This window comes from Streptomyces sp. NPDC031121 (genome assembly GCF_055570615.1).
Genome location: NZ_JBVIGV010000004.1, coordinates 88,901 through 106,994, shown reverse-complemented (window position 1 = coordinate 106,994; position 18,094 = coordinate 88,901). Strand labels below are relative to the sequence as shown.

The 18,094-nt window shown below is 74.3% G+C and carries 19 protein-coding genes; 4 read left to right on the top strand and 15 right to left on the bottom strand.

Going from position 1 to position 18,094, the window contains the following annotated elements; translation table 11 throughout:
• Positions 1 to 20 precede the first annotated feature (20 nt).
• Positions 21 to 746, top strand: a complete 726-nt coding sequence (locus ACZ462_RS08570; protein ID WP_467806726.1) for an exonuclease domain-containing protein — start codon at positions 21 to 23, stop codon at positions 744 to 746.
• A gap of 40 nt (positions 747 to 786) precedes the next feature.
• Here the strand turns inward: ACZ462_RS08570 and ACZ462_RS08565 are convergent, their stop codons facing one another.
• Complete coding sequence (locus ACZ462_RS08565) at positions 787 to 1,641, bottom strand: phosphotransferase enzyme family protein (RefSeq protein ID WP_467806727.1); 855 nt, start codon at positions 1,639 to 1,641, stop codon at positions 787 to 789.
• 130 nt (positions 1,642 to 1,771) lie between these two features.
• Between ACZ462_RS08565 and mgt the strand changes: the two genes are divergently transcribed.
• Complete coding sequence (gene mgt / locus ACZ462_RS08560) at positions 1,772 to 2,986, top strand: macrolide-inactivating glycosyltransferase (RefSeq protein ID WP_467806729.1); 1,215 nt, start codon at positions 1,772 to 1,774, stop codon at positions 2,984 to 2,986.
• Positions 2,983 to 3,570 carry a DUF1697 domain-containing protein gene (locus ACZ462_RS08555; RefSeq protein WP_467806730.1) on the top strand — a complete coding sequence of 196 codons (588 nt, stop codon included), beginning with the start codon at positions 2,983 to 2,985 and terminating at the stop codon, positions 3,568 to 3,570. The genes mgt and ACZ462_RS08555 overlap by 4 nt, the downstream gene beginning before the upstream one ends.
• A 23-nt stretch (positions 3,571 to 3,593) precedes the next feature.
• On the opposite strand, the gene ACZ462_RS08550 is transcribed toward ACZ462_RS08555, so the two are convergent.
• Complete coding sequence (locus ACZ462_RS08550; RefSeq protein WP_467806731.1) at positions 3,594 to 4,475, bottom strand: DNA/RNA non-specific endonuclease; 882 nt, start codon at positions 4,473 to 4,475, stop codon at positions 3,594 to 3,596.
• A 300-nt stretch (positions 4,476 to 4,775) separates the two neighbouring features.
• Here ACZ462_RS08550 and ACZ462_RS08545 point away from each other — a divergent pair, with 300 nt between their 5' ends.
• Positions 4,776 to 5,777, top strand: a complete 1,002-nt coding sequence (locus tag ACZ462_RS08545; protein ID WP_467806732.1) for a ketopantoate reductase family protein — start codon at positions 4,776 to 4,778, stop codon at positions 5,775 to 5,777.
• A gap of 228 nt (positions 5,778 to 6,005) precedes the next feature.
• Here ACZ462_RS08545 and ACZ462_RS08540 read toward each other — a convergent pair whose 3' ends face one another.
• The 13 genes from ACZ462_RS08540 to ACZ462_RS08480 form a co-directional block, all read right to left on the bottom strand.
• Positions 6,006 to 6,767, bottom strand: coding sequence for a sirohydrochlorin chelatase (locus ACZ462_RS08540; RefSeq protein WP_467806733.1), 762 nt, complete (start codon positions 6,765 to 6,767; stop codon positions 6,006 to 6,008).
• Between the two features lie 5 nt (positions 6,768 to 6,772).
• The gene (locus tag ACZ462_RS08535) at positions 6,773 to 7,657 is read right to left on the bottom strand and encodes an ABC transporter permease (protein ID WP_467806735.1); all 885 of its coding nucleotides are present in this window, start codon (positions 7,655 to 7,657) and stop codon (positions 6,773 to 6,775) included.
• On the bottom strand, positions 7,644 to 8,435 hold the full coding sequence (locus ACZ462_RS08530) for an ABC transporter ATP-binding protein (RefSeq protein WP_467806737.1): 792 nt from the start codon (positions 8,433 to 8,435) through the stop codon (positions 7,644 to 7,646). The genes ACZ462_RS08535 and ACZ462_RS08530 overlap by 14 nt, the downstream gene beginning before the upstream one ends.
• A 31-nt stretch (positions 8,436 to 8,466) precedes the next feature.
• Complete coding sequence (locus ACZ462_RS08525; RefSeq protein ID WP_467806738.1) at positions 8,467 to 9,600, bottom strand: ABC transporter substrate-binding protein; 1,134 nt, start codon at positions 9,598 to 9,600, stop codon at positions 8,467 to 8,469.
• Positions 9,601 to 9,819: 219 nt separating this feature from the next.
• Positions 9,820 to 11,151 carry a sulfate adenylyltransferase subunit 1 gene (locus ACZ462_RS08520; protein ID WP_467806740.1) on the bottom strand — a complete coding sequence of 444 codons (1,332 nt, stop codon included), beginning with the start codon at positions 11,149 to 11,151 and terminating at the stop codon, positions 9,820 to 9,822.
• 2 nt (positions 11,152 to 11,153) lie between these two features.
• On the bottom strand, positions 11,154 to 12,098 hold the full coding sequence (cysD, locus tag ACZ462_RS08515) for a sulfate adenylyltransferase subunit CysD (protein WP_467806742.1): 945 nt from the start codon (positions 12,096 to 12,098) through the stop codon (positions 11,154 to 11,156).
• Positions 12,095 to 12,640: an adenylyl-sulfate kinase gene (cysC, locus tag ACZ462_RS08510; protein WP_467806765.1), complete on the bottom strand. Its 546-nt coding sequence runs from the start codon at positions 12,638 to 12,640 to the stop codon at positions 12,095 to 12,097. Before cysC ends, cysD begins: the two co-directional genes overlap by 4 nt.
• Before the next feature lie 89 nt (positions 12,641 to 12,729).
• On the bottom strand, positions 12,730 to 13,440 hold the full coding sequence (locus tag ACZ462_RS08505) for a phosphoadenylyl-sulfate reductase (protein WP_467806743.1): 711 nt from the start codon (positions 13,438 to 13,440) through the stop codon (positions 12,730 to 12,732).
• Complete coding sequence (locus tag ACZ462_RS08500; RefSeq protein WP_467806744.1) at positions 13,437 to 13,616, bottom strand: hypothetical protein; 180 nt, start codon at positions 13,614 to 13,616, stop codon at positions 13,437 to 13,439. Before ACZ462_RS08500 ends, ACZ462_RS08505 begins: the two co-directional genes overlap by 4 nt.
• Positions 13,613 to 15,304 carry a nitrite/sulfite reductase gene (locus ACZ462_RS08495; protein WP_467806745.1) on the bottom strand — a complete coding sequence of 564 codons (1,692 nt, stop codon included), beginning with the start codon at positions 15,302 to 15,304 and terminating at the stop codon, positions 13,613 to 13,615. Before ACZ462_RS08495 ends, ACZ462_RS08500 begins: the two co-directional genes overlap by 4 nt.
• A 219-nt stretch (positions 15,305 to 15,523) precedes the next feature.
• Complete coding sequence (locus ACZ462_RS08490; protein ID WP_312845914.1) at positions 15,524 to 15,607, bottom strand: putative leader peptide; 84 nt, start codon at positions 15,605 to 15,607, stop codon at positions 15,524 to 15,526.
• A 236-nt stretch (positions 15,608 to 15,843) separates the two neighbouring features.
• Complete coding sequence (locus tag ACZ462_RS08485) at positions 15,844 to 16,407, bottom strand: GNAT family N-acetyltransferase (protein WP_467806746.1); 564 nt, start codon at positions 16,405 to 16,407, stop codon at positions 15,844 to 15,846.
• Positions 16,408 to 16,412: 5 nt separating this feature from the next.
• Positions 16,413 to 17,678: a GAF domain-containing protein gene (locus ACZ462_RS08480; RefSeq protein WP_467806767.1), complete on the bottom strand. Its 1,266-nt coding sequence runs from the start codon at positions 17,676 to 17,678 to the stop codon at positions 16,413 to 16,415.
• Between the last annotated feature and the right edge of the window lie 416 nt (positions 17,679 to 18,094).

The window sequence follows — 18,094 nt, the reverse complement described above, 5'->3', positions numbered from 1 at the left end:
GTGCGGGGGAGGGGCGCGTCATGGGGGACTGGCACGGCGGTGTGCTGATCGGGTTCGACCTGGAGACGACCGGGACGGAGCCCGGCGAGTCCCGGATCGTCACGGCCGCGGTCGTCGAGGTCCGGGCCGGCGAGGTGCTCGGGCGGCGCTGCTGGCTCGCGGACCCGGGCATACCGATCCCGCAGCAGGCCGCGGCGATCCACGGGATCAGCACGGAGCGGGCCGTCGCGGAGGGCCGCCCGGCGCGCGAGGTCGCCGAGGAGGTCGCCGAGGCCCTCGTCGGCCACTGGCGGCGGGGGGCCGTCGTCGTCGCCTACAACGCCGCGTTCGACCTGACCCTGCTCTCCGCCGAACTGGCCAGGTACGGGCTGCCGTCGCTGGCGGAGCGGCTCGGCGGCCCGGCGACCGGGCCCGTCGTCGACCCGCTCACCATCGACCGGGCGGTGGACCGCTACCGCCGGGGCAAGCGGACCCTGGAGGCCGCCTGCGCGGTGTACGGGGTCGTGCTCGACCGTGCGCACGACGCCGGGGCCGACGCGCTGGCGGCGGTGCAGGTGGCCCGGGCGATAGCCGCCCGGCACCCGCAGGTCGCCGCCCTCAGCCCGGACGCGCTGCACGCCCGGCAGGGCGCCTGGCACGAGCGCTGGGCCCGTGACTTCCAGTCCTACCTGCGCCGCCAGGGCACGCCGGACGCGGTGGTCGACCCGGCCTGGCCGCTGCGCGGCGCGGTCCCCGCCCCGGCCTGACGCCGGGGGTCCGGCCCGCGGCGGCGCCGGTGGCGCGGGATCAGAAGGCGTGCCAGCGGGCGCCGGTGTCCCCGTCCCGCAGGGAGGCCACCCGGTGGCGGAACTCGGCCAGGGCGCGGGGGTTGGCCGGGGCGTGCTGGGCCACCCATGCGCAACTGGCCGTCTCGCGGGCGCCGCGCAGGACCGCGCAGCCCTCCCAGTCGCGTACGTCCCACCCGTACGCGGCGGTGAACTCGCGGTAGGCGGCCGCGGGGAGGCCGTACCGGTCGCGGGAGAGGGCCATCACGACCAGGTCGTGCTCGCGCAGGTCGGCGGAGACGGTCTCCAGGTCGACCAGGACCGGGCCGTCGGGGCCCGCGTGCACGTTGCGCGGCAGGGCGTCGCCGTGGATCGGCCCCGGCGGCAGGCAGGGGGTCAGCGCCGCCACCTCGCCGGCGTACGCGTCGCGGCGGGCCCGCAGGTAGGCCGCGTCCGCCGGGTCGACCGCGTCCCCGGCGAGCCGCAGCCACCGCTCGACCCCGCCGAGCAGGTCCCGTCCGGGCAGCGCGAAGGGCGGCGCGGGCAGGGCGTGGAGCTGCCGCAGCAGCCGCGCGAGGTCGGCGGGGCCGGCCGGGCGGTCCGCGTCCGGCAGCCGGTGCCACACCGTGACGGGGTGGCCGGCGACCAGCCGCGCCGCGGGCTCCGCCGCCCGTACGGCCGGGATCCCGGCCCGCTCCAGCCAGCCGGCCACGGCGAGTTCGCGCTCGGCCCGCTCCAGCAGGGCCGCCTCGCGGCCGACCTTGACCACCAGGTCGCCCGCGCGGAAGACCGCGTTCTCGCCGAGCGCCAGCAGGGCCGGCTCGCCCCCGGTGAACCCGGCCGCCTCCAACACGTCCCGGGCCAGCGCCTCGTCCATGCGGTGTCGTCGTCCTTCTCGCGTCCCGGCCGGCCGTCGTCCGTACGGCCGGATCAGGCGGCCCAGTCTCGCACGCCCGGCCAGGGAGCGCCGTGCGCCCCAACAGTTGAACGAGACGTCTCGTCTCGCTATGGTGGGGTGCATGACCGCAGCGAAGCCCGCCCACATCGCCATGTTCTCCATCGCCGCCCACGGGCACGTCAATCCCAGCATCGAGGTGATCCGGGAGCTCGTCGCACGCGGCCACCGCGTCAGCTACGCCGTCCCCGCGTCCTTCGCGGAGAAGGTCGCCGAGACCGGCGCCACCCCCGTCGTGTGGACCTCCACCCTCCCCACCGACGACGAGCCCGAGGCCTGGGGCACCGAGCTCATCGACCACGTCGAGCCCTTCCTGGACGACGCGATCCAGGCCCTGCCCCAGCTCGCCGCCGCGTTCGAAGGCGACGAGCCCGACCTGGTCCTGCACGACATCACCGCCTACCCGGCGCCCGTCCTCGCCCGCCGGTGGGGCGTCCCCGCCGTCTCCCTCTCCCCGAACCTCGTCGCCTGGGAGGGCTACGAGGAGGAGGTGGCCGCCCCCATGACCGCCGAGCTGCGCGCTTCCGAGCGCGGGCGTGCCTACTACGCCCGCTTCTCCGCCTGGCTCGCCGAGAACGGCTTCGACGAGGACCCCGACCGGTTCGTCGGCCGGCCCCGCCGCAGCATCGTCCTGATCCCGCGCGCCCTCCAGCCGCACGCCGACCGCGTCGACCCCGCCGTCCACACCTTCGTCGGCTCCTGCCAGGGCGAACGCGCCGACCAGGGCACCTGGCAGCGCCCGGCGGCCGCCGCGGGCAGGAAGGTGCTCCTCGTGTCGCTCGGCTCGGCGTTCACCAAGCAGCCCGGCTTCTACCGGGAGTGCATCGAGGCCTTCCGGGACCTCCCCGACTGGCACGTCGTCCTCCAGATCGGCAGGTTCACCGACCCCGCCGACCTCGGCGACATCCCCGCCAACGTCGAGGTGCACCGCTGGGTGCCCCAGCTGGACATCCTCCGGCAGGCCGACGCCTTCATCACCCACGCCGGCGCGGGCGGCAGCCAGGAGGGCCTCGCCACGGCGACCCCCATGGTCGCCGTCCCGCAGGCCGTCGACCAGTTCGGCAACGCCGACATGCTGCAGTCGCTGGGCGTCGCCCGGCACGTCCCGATGGACGAGGCCGACGCCGCCACCCTGCGGGAGGCCGTGCTCGCGCTCGTCGCCGACCCGGAGGTCGCGGCCCGCGCCGAGGCGATCCGCGCGCAGATGGCCGCCGAAGGAGGCACCCGGCGCGCCGCGGACCTCATCGGGACTATGGTGCGGGGATGACCACCCGGACGACGAAGACCACGACGAAGAGGTACGCCGCCCTGCTCCGCGGGGTCAACGTCGGAGGCAGCCGCAAGGTGCCCATGGCCGAACTCCGCGAGGTGCTCGAAGGACTCGGCCACGACGGCGTCCGCACCTACCTCCAGAGCGGGAACGCGGTCTTCACCAGCGCGCGGACCGACCCCGGCGAACTGGCCCGCGAGCTGGAGCGGGCCCTCGCGGCCCGCTTCGGCTTCGCGGTGGCCTGCCTCGTCCTCGACGGCACCCGGCTGCGCGCCGTCGCAGAGGCCTGCCCCTTCCCGGCTGCGGAGCTGGAGGGCAGGCAGCTGCACGCCGTGTTCCTGTCGGAGCAGCCCGACGCCTCCCGGTTCGACGGGATCGACCGGGAGGCCCACCTGCCCGAGGAGTTCCGCCTCGGCGACCGCGTCCTCTACCTGTACGCTCCCGACGGGCTCGGGCGCTCCAAGCTCGCCGAGGCCCTCGCCCGGCCCGCCCTCCTCAAGGGCATCGACGCGACGACCCGGAACTGGAACACCGTCGTGAAGCTGGTCGAGATGACCTCCGCCGGGACGGCGTCCGGCTGATCCGCGCCGCCGGTCGGGCCCGGTCAGCTCCAGTCGATGTCGGCGAGGCCCTCCAGCGGGGTCCGCACCGCCGCCGACTCCGGCAGCTCCAGGCTGTCCGCGGCGGCCAGGGCCGCGCCGAACCCGATCCCGGTCCGGTCCTGGAGTTCGCCCACCGTGACCTGGAACACCCGGAACTCGTCCAGGTCGAGGGCCTCCGTCAGCACCAGGTCCTGGGTCAGCAGGAACGCCTTCGCCTTCAGCGCGCCCCGGTCGCAGTAGGCGAGCACCTTCCAGAACTCGCGCGGTATCCGCACCCCGCGGAAGGGGCGGTCGTCCTCGTGGAACACCGGCCCGCCGAACGCGGTCACCCGCAGTCCGTCGACCTCCACCTCCTCGAACACCGCGTCCTCCAGGCGGCCCCAGACGCCGGCCCTCGGGCTCTGGTTGAAGTCGTCCATCTGCGGCGTGATGTTGGTGTAGAAGAACGAGTCCCGGTTCGCCTGCCGCGCCTCCTCCAGCGGCCCCCACACCAGGTCGGCGCGGCGGGCCACATGCCCGCGGTCCAGCCGGTTCGGCATGCCGTCCCGATCCCGGTACAGATCGTTGTCCACCTGCGCCGCCGCCGGCAGCCGCGGGTCCAGGCGGAAGCGGATCCCGCGCCGGTCCAGCCGCTTCAGGCTGCCGCCGTCGATGTTCCACCCCACCCACCGCGCGAACCGCCGTGAACGGCTCAGCGCCAGCGAGAAGTGGGTGTACGGGACGACCTCGGAGCCGTCCAGCAGGACCGCGTCGTCCTTGATCGACGGGTCCAGCTCCGGCGGCGTCACCGCCACCGCCAGGAACCCGGGATCGTAGCCTGCGGCGACCCCCGACTCCGGGTGCATCGGCCGGGGAGGGGCGGGTGCGTGGTTCGTGGCAGCCATCGTCGGGCTCCCTTCGCACGGGGAGTTCGGACGTGGGAAGCCCTGCCGGACCCTGCCGGGAAGAAGACGCAGCCCCGAGGCGGACGGTCCGGTCGCACACCGGCGGGGGCTCCCCGCGCCGCACGTGCACTTCCAGCGTACGGCGGCCGCCCGGGCCCGGCGCGCCGGGAACTCCCCTTGCCGCACAGCCGACATGGATGGTTGCGGCGTCAACCTCCCGTCCGCCGCCGGAAGTCCGGAACCGCGGGATCCGGGGACCGCGTCGCACGGCGCCCGGCGGATGTGCCAGGCTTCCCCGTCATGCGCTACCTCATCATCGGCGCCGGTGCCATCGGCGCGACCATCGGCGGACGGCTCGCGGAAGCGGGCAGCGAGGTCGTCCTCGTCGCGCGCGGCGCGCACGCGGAGGCCCTCGCGGCGGACGGCCTGCGGCTCACCACGGCGGACGGGGCCCGGGTGCACCGGCTGCCCGTCGTGACCGGCCCCGCCGAACTCGGCGCCCTGCGCCCCGACGACGTCCTGCTGCTCTCCGTCAAGACGCAGGACGCGATCGCCGCCCTCGACACCTGGGGCGCCGCCGAGGTCGCCGGCGGCGGCACCGCCGCGCAGCGGCTGCCCGTGCTGTGCGCGCAGAACGGCGTCGAGAGCGAGCGCCTCGCCCTGCGGCGCTTCGCCCGCGTGTACGGGGTGTGCGTGTGGCTGCCCGCCACCTTCACCGAGCCGGGCGCCGTCAGCGCCCTGTGCGAGCCGCTGACCGGCGTCCTGCACCTCGGGCTCGCCGCCGGCGGCGCGGACGAGCGGGCCCGGCGGATCTCCGCCGACCTGGAGCGGGCGGGGTTCGGGGCGCCCGTCACCGCGGACGTGATGCGGTGGAAGTACGCCAAGCTGCTGGGCAACCTCGGCAACGCCGTCCAGGCCACGACCGGCCCCGAGCCCGACCCGGCCAAGGCCGCCCTGGTGCTGCGGGCCCGGCGCGAGGGGCGGGAGGCCCTCCTGGCGGCGGGCATCCCGTACGCCTCCGACGCGGAGGAGGCGGAGGCCCGCGAGGGCCGGGTCCGGCAGCCGGACGCGCCGCGCGGCGGATCGTCGTGGCAGTCCCTGTACCGGGGGACGGGGACGATCGAGGCGGACTACCTCAACGGCGAGGTGTGCCTGCTGGGCCGTCTCCACGGCGTGCCGACGCCCGTCAACGAGACGCTGCGGCACGCGGCGAACATCTTCGCCCGGGAAGGCCTCCCGCCCGGCTCGATGTCGATCGCCGACCTGACGGCCCTGGCCGACGAGGCCGCCGCCCGCGGGTGAAGGCGAAGGAGTGCGGGTGGGGGGCCGACGGGATTCGAACCCGCGGGGCCCGGCGCCAGGTCCGGCTGCCGGGGCCGCTAGACCGCGATGCGGGGGACCTCCCGCACCACGGGCTGCAATAGCCCGCTCTGCCACAACCCCCCACCCTGCGGCCCCGCGCGCGGGCCCGCGGCCCCACCCTACGCGGCAGCGGCGACGCGCCGCCCCGGAATTCCCGCGTGCGGCGGCCTACGCCGACAGCGCGCGCGGTCGGCGGTCGGCGGCGGCCGCCCCGTCGTAGCGGGCCAGCAGCAGGCGTGCCAGTTCGGGGGCCGCGCCGAGCACGCCGGCCAGGACGTCCGCGCCGGCTGCGGCGGCGCCGGCCGCGATCCGGTCCGGCAGCCGCCCCGGGGCGATCACGTACGGCGCCACCGCGACGCGCCGCACCCCCTCGGCGCGCAGGGCCCGTACGGCGTCCTCCGTACGGGGAAGGGAGGCGGAGGCGAACGCAGGCCGCACGGCGCACCAACCGGTGTGCCGCCACTCCCGCGCGATTTCAGCGATCACTGCGATCGCCTCCGGGTCCGAGGAGCCGGCGGACGCGAGCACCACTGCGGTGGTGGCCCGGTCCGCGGCCGAGATCCCCGCCTCCGCGAGCCGGCGCTCCAGCGCGGCCGTCAGCAGCGGGGAGGGTCCGAGGACGTCGGCGACGCGCACCGTCTGCCCGGGCAGCCGCGCCTGCGCCTCGGACAGCACCGCCGGGATGTCGGCCTTCGCGTGGAAGGCGCGGGTGAGCAGCAGCGGCAGCGCGACGACGTCGCGGACGCCGTCGGCGTGCAGCGCGGACAGCACCTGCTCGACGCGGGGGGCGTTGAAGTCCAGGAAGGCGGTCTCCACGCGCAGCCCGGGCCGCAGCGCCCGTACGCGCCGGGTGAGGGCGTGCACGGTCGCCGCGTGCCGCGGGTCGCGGCTGCCGTGGGCGATGACGAGGAGGGCGGGGGCGGGGGGCATGCCGGTCAGCTCCGCGCCAGCAGGCCGCGGCTGCGGAGCACCCACCGCTCGACCGGGCTGAAGACCAGGAGGTCGATCGCGATGCCGACGACCAGGATCAGGATGATCGCGAGGAACACGCCGGGCAGGTCGATGTTGTTGCGGCCGTTCTCCAGCAGCTGGCCGAGGCCGAGGCCGAGGTCGGGGGAGGAGGCGATGATCTCCGCGGCCATCAGGGAGCGCCAGGAGAACGCCCAGCCCTGCTTCAGGCCGGCGAGGTAGCCCGGCAGCGCGGCGGGCATCACCACGTGCCACACGCCCTTGAACCCGGTCGCGCCGAGGGTGCGGCCGGCCCGCAGGAACAGCGGCGGCACCTGGTCGACGCCGGCGACGAGCCCGTTGGCGATGGACGGGACGGCGCCGAGCAGGATGACGGTGAACATCATGGCGTCGTTCAGGCCGAACCACAGCACGGCCGGCGGCACCCACGCCACGGACGGCAGGGACTGCAGGCCCGACAGGATCGGCCCGATCGCGGCGCGCACGAACCTCACCCGGGCCACGAGCAGGCCGAGCGGGGTGCCGATGGCCAGGGCCAGCAGGAAGCCGAGCAGGCCGCGGGAGACGGAGGTCCAGATGACCTCGAACAGGGTGCCCTTGAGCCACATGTCGGCCAGGCTGTCGCCGACCGCGGACAGCGGCGGCAGCTTGGCCTCGTCGGTGATGCCCGCCGAGACGAGGACCTGCCAGACGGCCAGGACCAGCGTGACGGCCAGGACCGGCGGGAGCACCTTGCGGAACAGGACCTCGCGGACGGGGGTGCGGCGGATCTCGACGGCGTCGAGCGCGTCGAGCCCGGCTTCGAGGCCGGCGAGGTCGTCCGCCTTCGCCTTCGTGTCAGTGCTGGCCATGGCGGCGGATCTCCCCACGCAGGTGCTCGGTGATCTCAAGGGACAGTTCCGCGACGTCCGCGTCCTCGATGCGGCGCGGCTGCGGGATGCCGACGGTCCACTCCTTCGCGACCCGGCCGGGGCGGGAGGAGAGCAGGACGACCCGCTGGGCCAGGCGCACGGCCTCGCGCACGTTGTGGGTGACGAAGAGGACGGAGAGGCTGGTCTCCTCCCAGATGCGGGTCAGCTCGCCGTGCAGGACGTCCCGGGTGATGGCGTCCAGGGCGGCGAACGGCTCGTCCATGAGGAGGAGCCGGCTGTCCTGGGCGAGGGCGCGGGCCATGGCGACGCGCTGGCGCATGCCGCCGGACAGCTCGTGGACGCGCTTGCCGTACGCCCCGCCGAGGCGGACCAGCTCCAGCAGGCGCTCGGCCTCCGTCTTGCGGTCGGACCTGGGGACGCCGCGCAGCCGCAGGGCGAGTTCGATGTTCTTCCCGGCGGTCAGCCAGGGGAAGAGGGCGTGCTCCTGGAACATCAGGGCGGGCCGGCCGGCGGTCTCGATGCTGCCGGAGGTGGGCCGGTCGAGGCCGGCGACCAGGTTGAGCAGGGTGGACTTGCCGCAGCCCGAGGCCCCCAGGATGGTGACGAATTCGCCGGGGGCGACGTCGAGGCTGATGTCGTCCAGCACGAGCTGCGATCCGGCCGGGCCGGGGAAGGACTTCGAGACGTGCTCGATCCGGGCGGCGTGGGCGGCCGCCGCGACGGCGCCCTCGGCGGCCGTGGCAAGCGTGGTGGCCATGGTCGTCACCTCCTGGGGGTTCGTTGCGGGCTTACTTGGCGCCGAGGCCGGCGTCGGAGACCTCGGGCTTGCCTGACTCCTTCAGGACCTTGTTCAGCAGCGTCAGGTCGTAGATGCCGGCGAGTTCGGGCTGCTGGATGAGCCCGGCCGCCACGGCGTCCTCGGCCTGCGCCTTGAGGGTGCCGGCCAGCGGGTCGTCGGTGGCGAGGATGCTCTTCCACGCCGGGTCGATGATCTTCGCGTCCAGTTCCCTGCCGGTCTCCGCCTTCAGGGCCGCGTTCGCGGAGGCCTTGGCCTTGTCCGGGTTGGCGTTGATCCACTCGTTGGTCCTGACGGTGCCCCTGAGCACGGCCTCGACGACGTCCGGGTGCTCCTTGAGGAACTTCTGCGACACGATCACGTTCGTGATGACGAACTTCCTGTCGGGCCACAGCTCGGTCTCGTCGAGGAGGACCGACGCCCCGTCGGAGACCAGCTTGGACGCGGTCGGCTCGGGCACCCAGGCGCCGTCGATCGAGCCCTGCCTGAAGGCGTCCGGAGTCACCTTGTTGTCGGTGCGGACGACGGACACGTCGCCCTTGCCGGACTCCGGGTCGACCTTCCAGCCCTTCTCCGAGATCCAGTTGAGGAACGCGACGTCCTGCGTGTTCCCCTTCTGCGGGGTGGCGATCCGCTTGCCCTTGAGGTCGTCGAGCGTCTTGATCCGGTCGGGGTTCACGACGAGCTTCACGCCGCCCGAGGCGGAGCCGGAGACGATCCGCAGGTTCTGCCCCTTGGACTTGACGTAGCCGTTGATCGACGGCGAGGGGCCGATGAACCCGATGTCGAGGGAGCCGCCGTTGAGCGCCTCGATCTCGGACGGGCCCGCGTTGAACGCCTGGGCCTTGAGCTTCGTGCCGCCGAGCTCCTTCGCGATCAGGCCCTCCTGGAGGCCGACCAGCGCGGTGGCGTGCGTCAGGTTCGGGAAGTAGCCGATGCGGACCTCGGCGGCGGACAGCGCCGCGCCGGATCCCGATGCGGCGCCCGCCTTCCGGTCGTCGGGGGCCTCGGCCTGGGAGCCGTAGCCGCAGGAGGCGAGCGCGCCGATCAGCAGCGGCAGCGCGGAGGCGGCGGCGAGGCCGCGGCGCAGGGCCTTGCGGGCGGTGGCGCGGGTGGTGGCAGGCACGGGAGGGCTTCCTCTCGTGACGTCGTCTCAGGACGTACGTCTTCGTCTGTGGAGCGAGGCCGGGTCGGGCTCGCGGCGGTCACGCGGGGAGGGGGCGCGCAGGCAGTGCGCGTACGTCATCGCGCACATCGCGCCACTCCTCCCTGGCCGCTGCCGAGGGCGCCGCTGCCCACGCGGCCGCCCTCCTTCGCGAAGGTCGAGTAGATGTCGCCGAGCACGTCAGAAGTCCCAGCCCTCGTCGTCGGCGGCCGGGGCGGCCTCCGCGGGGGAGGCGAAGGACTCGCCGGCCATGCCCGCCGCCAGGGTGGTGCCGTCCTGCGGGTCGATCAGCAGGAACGAACCCGTCCGGCGCGAGTCGGCGTACGTGTCGAGCGCGAGCGGCTCGGCCGTGCGGACGACGACGCGGCCGATGTCGTTGGCGACGAGCCGCCCCGGCTCGGGGTGCTGCGACAGGTCGTCCAGGGCCAGGCGGGAGGGGATCTCCTTGACGATCGCCTTCACGGTGCGGGTGGTGTGCTTCAGCAGCACCCGCGCGCCCACCTCCAGCGGCTGGTCCGCGACGTGGCACACGGTCGCCTCGACGTCCTGCGTGGTCGCCGGGGCCGTCGCGGTCGGGGCGATCAGGTCGCCGCGCGAGATGTCGATGTCGTCCTTCAGGCGGACCGTCACCGACTGCGGTGCCCACGCGATGTCGACGCTCCCGCCGAGCGCGTCGATGCCCTCGATGACCGACGTCCGCCCCGACGGCAGGACCGTCACCGGCTCGCCGACGCGCAGCACGCCGGAGGCGATCTGGCCGGCGTAGCCGCGGTAGTCGGGGTGCTCGGCGGTCTGCGGGCGGATCACGTACTGGACGGGGAACCGCGCCGGGCAGGCGGTCAGGTCGTGGCTGACCGGGACCGTCTCCAGGTGCTCCAGGACCGTCGGGCCGCCGTACCAGTCCATGTGGGCGGACGGCTCCACCACGTTGTCCCCGGCCAGCGCGGAGATCGGGATCGCGGTGACCTCCGGGACGCCCAGCTCGGAGGCGTACGCGGTGAACTCCTCGGCGATCGCCGCGAAGACGGACTCCTCGTAGCCGACGAGGTCCATCTTGTTCACGGCCAGGACCACGTGCGGGACGCGCAGCAGGGCCGCGACCGCGGCGTGGCGGCGGGTCTGCTCGACGACGCCGTTGCGGGCGTCGACGAGGACCACGGCCAGCTCGGCGGTCGAGGCGCCGGTGACCATGTTCCGCGTGTACTGCACGTGCCCGGGGGTGTCGGCCAGGATGAACCGGCGCCGGGCGGTCGCGAAGTAGCGGTAGGCCACGTCGATGGTGATGCCCTGCTCCCGCTCGGCCCGCAGGCCGTCGGTCAGCAGCGCCAGGTCGGGCGTGTCCTGCCCGCGGTCGGCGGACACGCGCTCGACGGCCTCCAGCTGGTCCTCCAGGACCGACTTGGAGTCGTGCAGCAGGCGGCCGACCAGGGTGGACTTGCCGTCGTCGACGGAGCCCGCGGTCGCGAAGCGCAGCAGCGTCGTCGCGCTGAGCTGCTCGGTGGTGCTGGTCATGGCTAGAAGTACCCTTCGCGCTTGCGGTCTTCCATCGCGGCCTCGGAGAGCTTGTCGTCGGCCCGGGTCGCGCCCCGCTCGGTGAGGCGGGAGACGGCGATCTCGGCGATCACCGCGTCGAGCGTGTCGGCGTCGGAGTCGACGGCGCCGGTGCAGGACATGTCGCCGACGGTGCGGTAGCGGACCAGCCGCTTCTCCACCGCCTCGCCGTCCTTCGGGCCGCCCCAGCCGCCCGCCGTCAGCCACATGCCGTTGCGGGCGAACACCTCGCGCTCGTGCGCGAAGTAGATCTCCGGCAGCTCGATGCCCTCGCGGGCGATGTACTGCCACACGTCCAGCTCGGTCCAGTTGGACAGCGGGAACACGCGGACGTGCTCGCCGGGGGCGTGCCGGCCGTTGTAGAGCTGCCACAGCTCCGGCCGCTGCCGGCGGGGGTCCCACTGGGAGAACTCGTCGCGCAGGGAGAACACCCGCTCCTTCGCGCGGGCCTTCTCCTCGTCGCGGCGCCCGCCGCCGAACACGGCGTCGAAGCGGTGCTCCCGGATCGCGTCCGTCAGCGGGACCGTCTGCAGCGGGTTGCGGGTGCCGTCCGGGCGCTCCTTCAGCTTCCCCGCGTCGATGTACTCCTGCACGGACGCCACGTGGAGGCGCAGGCCGTGCGCGGCGACCGTGCGGTCGCGGTAGTCGATGACCTCGGGGAAGTTGTGCCCGGTGTCGACGTGCAGCAGCGCGAACGGCACCGGCGCCGGCGCGAACGCCTTCAGCGCCAGGTGCAGCATGACGATGGAGTCCTTGCCGCCGGAGAAGAGGATCACCGGCTTCTCGAACTCGCCCGCCACCTCGCGGAAGATGTGCACGGCCTCCGACTCCAGGGAGTCCAGGTGCGACAGCGCGTACGGCGCGTCGGCGTCCGACTCGGTGTGCGGGTGCGCGGCGGTGGCGGTCATGCCAGACCCCTCTCGGTGAGCAGCGCGTACAGGGCGTCGGCCGACTCCTGCACGGACTGGGTGTGCGACTCGATGCGGAGGTCCGGCGACTGCGGGGCCTCGTACGGGTCGTCGACGCCGGTCAGCCCGGAGATCTCGCCCGCGGCCTGCTTGGCGTACAGGCCCTTCACGTCCCGTACGGAGCACACCTCGACCGGGGTGGCCACGTGCACTTCCAGGTAGGCGGTACCGGCGCCGGCGTGGCGCTTCTGCACGGCCTCGCGGCTGTCGGCGTACGGGGCGATGACGGGGACCAGCGCCTTGACGCCGTTGCTCGCGAGGAGTTCGGCGACGAAGCCGATCCGCTGCACGTTGGTGTCGCGGTCCGCGCGGTCGAAGCCGAGGCCGGCGGAGAGGAACTCGCGGATCTCGTCGCCGTCGAGGACCTCCACCCGGTGGCCCTCGCCGCGCAGCCGCTCGGCGAGCGCGTAGGCGATGGTGGTCTTGCCCGCGCTGGGCAGACCGGTCAGCCACACGGTGGCTCCCTGGCCGGTCACGCTCATCCCGTTCTCTTTCCCGTCCGGTTCCGTCGTCGTCTGCGTCGTCTGCGTCGTCTGCGTCGTCTGCGGTGCGTGGGTCGTCTGCGCCGTCATCAGCCGTGCAGTCCGCACTCGGTCTTGGCCCGGCCGGCCCAGCGGCCGGCCCGCGCGTCCTCGCCCTCCGCGGTGCGGCGGGTGCAGGGGGCGCAGCCGACGGACGTGTAGCCGTCCGTCAGCAGGGGGTTGGTCAGCACGCCGTGCTCGGCGACGTACGCGTCCACGTCGTCCTGCGTCCAGCGCGCGATGGGGGAGACCTTGACCTTCCGCCGCCTCTCGTCCCAGCCGACCACCGGGGTGCCCGCCCGGGTCGGGGACTCGTCGCGGCGCAGGCCGGTCGCCCACGCGTCGTACGCCGTCAGGCCCTCCTCCAGCGGCCTGACCTTGCGCAGGGCGCAGCACAGGTCCGGGTCGCGCTCGTACAGGCGCGGGCCGTGCTCGGCGTCCTGCTCGGCGACCGTCCGCCGGGGGGTGAGGGTGATGACGTTGACGTCCATCACCGCCTCCACGGCGTCGCGGGTGCCGATGGTCTCCTCGAAGTGGTATCCGGTGTCGAGGAAGACCACGTCCACGCCGGGGAACGCTCGGGACGCGAGGTGCGCGACGACGGCGTCCTCCATGGAGGACGTCACGCAGAACCGCGGGCCGAACGTGTCGGCGGCCCAGCGGAGGATCTCCAGTGGGGAGGCGTCCTCCAGGTCCCGCCCGGCCTGCTCGGCGAGCGCCTTCAGGTCGCGTCCGGCGCGCGGCTCCTGGTCGGCCGTCATATCCCTTCCCCTCCCGTGGGTTGCGACCGCAGCCCGCGGGACAGCAGGCCGAGGTACTTCAGCTGGAAGGCCCGGTTGCAGGACCTGCACTCCCACGCGCCGTGGCCTTGGTCGTTCGGGAACAGGTCCTCGTCGCCGCAGTACGGGCAGAAGAACGGTGCGGCGCGCTCGCTCATGACAGGCTCTCGTCGCTCGCGCGCCCCACCCAGGTCGCGAAGCGCTCGCCGTCCTCGCGCTGCTCCTGGAAGCGCCGGACGACCCGCTCGACGTAGTCGGGCAGTCCGTCCTTGGTGACCTTCAGGCCGCGGACCTTGCGGCCGAAGCCGGCCTGCAGGCCGAGGGCGCCGCCGAGGTGGACCTGGTAGCCCTCGACCTGGTTGCCGTCGTCGTCCAGGACGAGCTGGCCCTTGAGGCCGATGTCGGCGACCTGGATGCGGGCGCAGGCGTTGGGGCAGCCGTTGATGTTGATGGTGAGCGGCTCGTCGAAGTCCGGCAGGCGGCGCTCCAGCTCGTCGATCAGGGAGGCGCCGCGCGCCTTCGTCTCGACGATGGCGAGCTTGCAGAACTCGATGCCGGTGCAGGCCATCGTGCCGCGCCGGAACGGCGAGGGCGTGACCTGGAGGTCGAGCGCCTCGAGAGCGGAGGCCGCCGAGTCGACCCGGTCCTCCTCGATGTCCAGCAGGATCATCTTCTGGTCGGCGGTGGTGCGCAGCCGGCCCGAGCCGTGCTGCTCGGCGACCTCGGCGATCTTGGTGAGGGTGGCGCCGTCGACGCGGCCCACGCGCGGGGCGAAGCCGATGTAGAAGCGTCCGTCCTTCTGGCGGTGCACGCCCATGTGGTCGCGCCACCGGCCGGCGGGCTCCTGCGGGGCGGGGCCGTCGGTCAGCTTGCGCTTCAGGTACTCGTCCTCCAGGACGCGGCGGAACTTCTCCGCGCCCCAGTCGGCGACGAGGAACTTCAGGCGGGCGCGGTTGCGCAGCCGGCGGTAGCCGTAGTCGCGGAAGATGGAGATGACGCCCTCGTAGACGTCCGGGACCTCGTCGAGGGAGACCCAGGCGCCGAGGCGGACGCCGAGCTTGGGGTTGGTGGACAGGCCGCCGCCGACCCACACGTCGAAGCCGGGGCCGCGCTCGGGGTGGTGCACTCCGACGAACGCGACGTCGTTGATCTCGTGCGCCACGTCGAGGAGCGGCGAGCCGGAGATCGCGGACTTGAACTTGCGGGGCAGGTTGGAGAAGTCCTTGTTGCCGACGATGCGCCGCTGGATCTCCTCGATGGCGGGGGTGCCGTCGACGATCTCGTCCTCGGCGATGCCGGCGACCGGGGAGCCGAGGATGACGCGGGGCGTGTCACCGCAGGCCTCGGTGGTGGACAGGCCGACCGCCTCCAGGCGGCGCCAGATCTCCGGTACGTCCTCGATGCGGATCCAGTGGTACTGCACGTTCTGACGGTCGGTGAGGTCGGCGGTGCCGCGGGCGAACTCCTCGGAGATCTCGCCGATCACGCGGAGCTGCTCGGTGGTCAGCCGGCCGCCGTCGATGCGGACGCGCAGCATGAAGAACTTGTCGTCCAGCTCCTCCGGTTCCAGGATCGCGGTCTTGCCGCCGTCGATCCCGGGCTTGCGCTGGGTGTAGAGGCCCCACCAGCGCATGCGGCCGCGAAGGTCGTTGGGGTCGATCGAGTCGAACCCGGTCTTCGAGTAGATCGTCTCAATGCGTGTCCGCACGTTGAGACCGTCGTCGTCCTTCTTGAACTGCTCGTTGCCGTTGAGGGGGGTGTGGTGTCCAACGGCCCACTGGCCCTCGCCGCGGTGACGGCCGGGCTTGCGGCGCGCGGCTGCGGGTGTTGCGGGGGTGGCGGCCATGGCGGTACGTCCTTCTTCGGCGGCTCGGTGCAAAGGGCATGGGGAGTCGGCGGCGCGGCCCCCGTGACGTTGCCTACACTGAGCAGGTGCGGCTGATCGCCGCCCCGCGCCGGTTGTGCCGGGGTGCGGGGCGGTGTCGGGCCTTCAGGGGACTGGCGGTGTGCGGCGCGACCGCGACGACGCTGTGCGGTGCGCGCTGTGCGGCGTCGGCTGGTTCCGTCAGCTCGCCGGACAGATGGCGCTGGACATGCGGCCGAGGTCGACGTGCCGCCGACTCACCAAGGCTGTTCCAGCTCCATTCATGGCCGAAGCGTGTCATGCGGCGATTGGAGGAGTCCACCACTGTCCATGATGCGGACGAAGTGGTCTCGCATCGCGGGACGACGTGACGGCGGTCACGTGCGGGAGTGACGGGCGGGACGCATGGTTCCGGCGGGCCTGATCGTCCGGCCCGTGTGGCCGGTGCGTCGGGCGCGCCGCGCCGGCCGTGCGGGTGCCGCCGTCCGGGGCCGGTGCGGACGGCGGCTTCGCCCGGCGTGCTACGCCCCGGGCCAGGAGCCGGGCGTCGGGGCGTACTCCTTCTCCTCCGTCTCGGTCCGGAAGACCCTGAACCCGCGCCGCAGGTAGTTGTCCATGGCCGTCGGCCCGTCCTGGCTGCACGTGTGCACCCACACCCGGCGCGTCGGCTCGCGGTCCGGCCAGCGCTCGGCCAGCGACCATGCGGCGGCCACGCCCACGGAGAGCAGGTGCCCGCCGATGCGGCGGCCCCGGAAGTCCGGCAGCAGCCCGAAGTACATGATCTCGACCACGCCGTCGTCCTGCGGGTCCAGCTCCACGTACCCGGCCGGCGTCCCCCGCTCGTACGCCACCCAGGTCTCCACGCCCGGCCGCCCCAGGTGCTCCGACCACGCGGCGCGGGTCATCGACAGCCGGTCCGTCCAGTGGATGTCACCGCCGACCGCCGTGTAAAGGAAGCGGCTGAACTCCGGCGAGGGGACTTCCGCCCGTCGGACGGCTATCTCGGATCCCGGGACGGCGGAGGGCGAGAGGTCGTCCGGGGAGGTCATCTCCAGGGACCAGGTGGTCAGTGTGATGGTGCTCATGCACGTCAGGGAACCATGCCCGGCGCCGCCGGGCCCAGGCGGGCCCGGGCCACGGCCGGCGCCGCGGAGTGCGGCAGCAGTCCCGCGGGGTCCGAGGGCCGCACCAGCTCCACCTCCACGCCCTCCGCGAACCGGTACGGCCGGTGCGCCAGCACCCCCGCCAGGTGCCGCCGCATCCGCGACAGCTCCGCCCGCACCGTCACCGTCCGCGTCGGATCGCCGAACAGCTCCTGCGCCAGCTCGGCCGCCGACCTGCCCCGCGGGCTCTCCGCCAGCAGGAACAGCAGCTCCGCGTGGCGCGGTGTCAGGTCCAGCGACCAGCTGCCGGACGCCCCGTACACCGTCGCCGTCCAGGACCGCGGCCGGCTGAGGTCCAGCACCACCCGGCTCGCCCCGGCCCCCGCCGCGGGCGCCTCCGCGACGCGCAGCAGCCAGCCGCCCGGCAGCGGCTCCACCGCGCACTGCCCCAGCTGCGGCACCCACGCCTGCCCCGCCCCGAAGCCCTTCGGCAGCGCGATCCGCTCCGCCGGCGCCGGCCCCGTCACCGCCGCGGTCCAGCCGTGCGGGTCCACCGCCACCGCCCGCCCGGGCAGCCGGGCCAGCAGCGGCGCCGCCACCGCCCGCAGCCGCTCCAGGGACTCCAGGTGCCGGACCCGCAGCTCCCGCTCCGCGAGCCGGGCCACCGCGCTCACCCAGGCCAGCGTCGCGGGGTGCATCGTCGCCAGCGGCCCGCTCACGTCGACCACGCCGAGCAGCCGCCCGTCCCGCGGGTCGTGCAGCGGCGCCCCGGCGCACGTCCACGCGTGGTGGCTGGAGACGAAGTGCTCCGCCGAGAACACCTGCACCGGCCGCCGCGCCACCAGCGCCGTCCCCACCCCGTTCGTGCCGACGACCGCCTCGGCCCAGTCCGCCCCCACCCCGAAGCCCAGCCGGTCCGCCGCCCGCAGCACCGGGGCCGCGCCCTCCCGCCACAGCAGCCGCCCGTCGGAGTCGGCGACGACCATGATGTGCAGGGCGGTGTCCAGCGTCGGCAGCAGCCCCTCCCGCAGCACCGGCAGCACCTCCCGCAGCGGCGAGCCCTGCCGGCGCTCCTCGGTCTCCGCCGCCGACAGCAGCCGCGACCGCGCGTCCCGGTCCGGGTGCACCCCCGACGCCAGCATCCGCCGCCACGACGCGGCGATCTCCGGGCGCGGCTCGGCAGGAGGCCGCTCGCCGGCCAGCGCGGCCGCCCGTACGCCCTTCAGCAGGCGCGTCGCGTCCCGCGGGTCCATGGCCGAGATGCGCGCCACATCGACCGTGCTGCCAGCGGTGTCGGCCACCGGAACCTCCCCGTGCGGAACAGGACGTGCCAGAACGTGCGCGAGCCCCCCGGGCGGGCCCGTCCGGGTCCTCCGCGCACGCCGCGGCAGCCCCCGGCCGCCCCTGTCGCACCCCGGTGGACGGCTCACGCCCCAGAGGGTTGCAACGGTATGCAACTCTCGCCAAGTTCCTGCCGGCCGACCCAGACTGTGCCGACGCCGCAGAGCGGCGTGACAGCTCCTCCTCGGGGCTTTCCCGGCCGGGGGGGGGGGGGGGGGGGGGGGGGGGGGGGAACCCGGGGGGGAAGGGGGGGGGGGGGGGGGGGGGGGTGTGGTGGGGACCCAGAGGGTGGGGTGGCGGGGCGCGGGAAGACGGAGGGGGACGGGGC

Bases quoted from the DNA above. Each gene is read 5' to 3' on its own strand.
- ACZ462_RS08520 (WP_467806740.1), bottom strand. From the start codon at position 11,151: ATGACCAGCACCACCGAGCAGCTCAGCGCGACGACGCTGCTGCGCTTC.
- ACZ462_RS08540 (WP_467806733.1), bottom strand. From the start codon at position 6,767: ATGCCCCCCGCCCCCGCCCTCCTCGTCATCGCCCACGGCAGCCGCGAC.
- ACZ462_RS08550 (WP_467806731.1), bottom strand. From the start codon at position 4,475: ATGGCTGCCACGAACCACGCACCCGCCCCTCCCCGGCCGATGCACCCG.
- ACZ462_RS08490 (WP_312845914.1), bottom strand. From the start codon at position 15,607: ATGAATGGAGCTGGAACAGCCTTGGTGAGTCGGCGGCACGTCGACCTC.
- ACZ462_RS08505 (WP_467806743.1), bottom strand. From the start codon at position 13,440: ATGACGGCCGACCAGGAGCCGCGCGCCGGACGCGACCTGAAGGCGCTC.
- ACZ462_RS08500 (WP_467806744.1), bottom strand. From the start codon at position 13,616: ATGAGCGAGCGCGCCGCACCGTTCTTCTGCCCGTACTGCGGCGACGAG.
- ACZ462_RS08565 (WP_467806727.1), bottom strand. From the start codon at position 1,641: ATGGACGAGGCGCTGGCCCGGGACGTGTTGGAGGCGGCCGGGTTCACC.
- ACZ462_RS08485 (WP_467806746.1), bottom strand. From the start codon at position 16,407: ATGAGCACCATCACACTGACCACCTGGTCCCTGGAGATGACCTCCCCG.
- ACZ462_RS08535 (WP_467806735.1), bottom strand. From the start codon at position 7,657: ATGGCCAGCACTGACACGAAGGCGAAGGCGGACGACCTCGCCGGCCTC.
- ACZ462_RS08545 (WP_467806732.1), top strand. From the start codon at position 4,776: ATGCGCTACCTCATCATCGGCGCCGGTGCCATCGGCGCGACCATCGGC.
- ACZ462_RS08530 (WP_467806737.1), bottom strand. From the start codon at position 8,435: ATGGCCACCACGCTTGCCACGGCCGCCGAGGGCGCCGTCGCGGCGGCC.
- ACZ462_RS08555 (WP_467806730.1), top strand. From the start codon at position 2,983: ATGACCACCCGGACGACGAAGACCACGACGAAGAGGTACGCCGCCCTG.
- mgt (WP_467806729.1), top strand. From the start codon at position 1,772: ATGGTGGGGTGCATGACCGCAGCGAAGCCCGCCCACATCGCCATGTTC.
- ACZ462_RS08495 (WP_467806745.1), bottom strand. From the start codon at position 15,304: ATGGCCGCCACCCCCGCAACACCCGCAGCCGCGCGCCGCAAGCCCGGC.
- cysD (WP_467806742.1), bottom strand. From the start codon at position 12,098: ATGACCGCCACCGCCGCGCACCCGCACACCGAGTCGGACGCCGACGCG.
- ACZ462_RS08480 (WP_467806767.1), bottom strand. From the start codon at position 17,678: ATGGACCCGCGGGACGCGACGCGCCTGCTGAAGGGCGTACGGGCGGCC.
- cysC (WP_467806765.1), bottom strand. From the start codon at position 12,640: ATGAGCGTGACCGGCCAGGGAGCCACCGTGTGGCTGACCGGTCTGCCC.
- ACZ462_RS08570 (WP_467806726.1), top strand. From the start codon at position 21: ATGGGGGACTGGCACGGCGGTGTGCTGATCGGGTTCGACCTGGAGACG.